Source organism: Sporolactobacillus sp. THM19-2 (assembly GCF_004153195.1).
GTDB lineage: Bacteria > Bacillota > Bacilli > Bacillales > Sporolactobacillaceae > Sporolactobacillus.
Genome location: NZ_SEMC01000045.1, coordinates 1 through 1,903, shown reverse-complemented (window position 1 = coordinate 1,903; position 1,903 = coordinate 1). Strand labels below are relative to the sequence as shown.

The 1,903-nt window shown below is 49.3% G+C and carries 1 protein-coding gene; it reads left to right on the top strand.

Annotated elements, in window-relative coordinates; genetic code table 11:
• The first annotated feature begins 492 nt into the window (after positions 1-492).
• Positions 493-1,824, top strand: coding sequence for a group II intron reverse transcriptase/maturase (gene ltrA, locus EWH91_RS14250; protein ID WP_240697390.1), 1,332 nt, complete (start codon positions 493-495; stop codon positions 1,822-1,824).
• Positions 1,825-1,903 lie beyond the last annotated feature (79 nt).

Sequence of the window (1,903 nt, the reverse complement as noted above, 5' to 3'; positions counted from 1 at the left end):
TAGTGCGCCCGGCATGGACGATAACTTGGCGGTGAAAGTCCGTCGTAGGCCGTAGCGGTCGGAACTACTAGCTGAGGACAAGGGTGTCTCCCGTGAGGGAGAATCTGAAGGAAGTCTAAAGCAAAGTGCTGGACTGATGCACAAGAACCAGCTATAAGGCTGTGCGTCATGGATAAGGTTGCTAAACAAACCAAAGTCCGATACCGCCCAAAATGACGAGCAGTAGAGTTGGCAGTTACATGGCACGAAGGTTATCGCTCTTACCCGGGGAGATCTGCATCATAGGTTGCCAACAAGAAGGACGAAAAGTCCTACAGCGACAAACTGCGCAGTGATGTGCGGCTGAATGATGCAGAAGTCAGCCGAGGTCATAGTAGCTACCTTTGGCAGCGAAGGACCGAACAATAATAATTCTCATTGATATTGGAGGTGGAGGCCGTGCGACAATCGCAGAAAACAGAACATAAAGCTGACCGCCGGAAGAGGGTAGGCATGGAAGGCCAAGAGTACTCCGGGGCGCGTAGTACGACTTCTGGTGAAAATACAGCTGAGAATGGCACTTCAATGATGGAACTTGTCCTGTCGCGAAAGAACCTGAATCAAGCTTACCTTCGGGTGAAGCGTAATAAGGGAGCGGCAGGAATTGACGGAATGACTATAGAAGAAGTACTGTCCTATCTTAAAGAACATCGGCAAGAATTATTAGCATCATTGCGCAATGGAACCTATAAACCAGCTCCGGTAAAACGGGTAGAAATCCCTAAACCGGATGGTTCCAAGCGCAAACTCGGCATACCGACCGTTGTTGATCGGATGATCCAACAGGCTGTGGCTCAAGTGATGATGCCGAGGTTCGAAAGGGTGTTCTCAGATCATAGCTATGGGTTCAGGCCGCATCGCAGTGCTCATGACGCGATCCACCGAGTGGTGTCGCTCTACAATCGAGGCTATCACCATGTTGTGGATTTAGACCTGAAAGCCTACTTTGACACGGTCAATCACGATCTTCTCATGAAATTTATTATCCAATATATTGATGATCCGTGGCTCTTGCATCTGATTCGTAGATTCCTGACGAGTGGAGTGATGAACGGCCGACTCTTTGAGAAAACGGACAAAGGAACACCGCAAGGTGGGAATCTGTCGCCTCTGTTGGCCAACATTTATCTCAACGAACTGGATAAGCTACTTACCGCAAGAGGTCACGAATTCGTGCGTTATGCAGATGACTGTAACATCTATGTCAGAAGCCGGCGCGCGGGATACCGAGTTCTTGCCAGTGTCACTAGGTTTCTGGAAAAAGATCTAAAAGTGACGGTCAACCGGGAAAAGACGCAGGTGGGTTCGCCGCTGAGGCTTAACTTTCTGGGATTCTCCCTGGGGGTCTCCCGTAACGGTGCCTATGCGCGACCAAGCATGAAAACCAAGAGGCGTGTCAAAAGAGCTTTAAAGCAAATGACCAAACGTAACCGTGGACGCAGTCTCGATGTCCTTTTCGGAGAAATCCGATTGAAGATGAGAGGCTGGCTTCAGTACTACGGGATCGGACACATGAAGAGCTTTATCCAACGCTTGGATGAGTGGCTCCGCTCGAGAATTCGTCAATATATCTGGAAGTCATGGAAGAAAATCAAAACCCGTTTCAAGAAGCTCCGGAAGTTAGGGATGTCTGAAGCACAAGTATTCACCTGCGCCAATACCCGTAAGGGTTACTGGCGGACAGCCCACAGCAAGACGCTTTGTTACACCCTGACGAATGAAAAGCTGGAGCATCTTGGATTGATTAACCTTTCCAAGAGGCTCCAGTATATTCAAAGTGCCTAAGTTATTGAACCGCCGTATACGGATCCGTACGTACGGTGGTGTGAGAGGTCGGCAGTGTGAACTGCCTCCTACTCGATTT

What these genes read in the sequence shown, in the direction of transcription:
- ltrA (WP_240697390.1), top strand. Translation starts at nt 493, where the DNA reads ATGGAAGGCCAAGAGTACTCCGGGGCGCGTAGTACGACTTCTGGTGAA.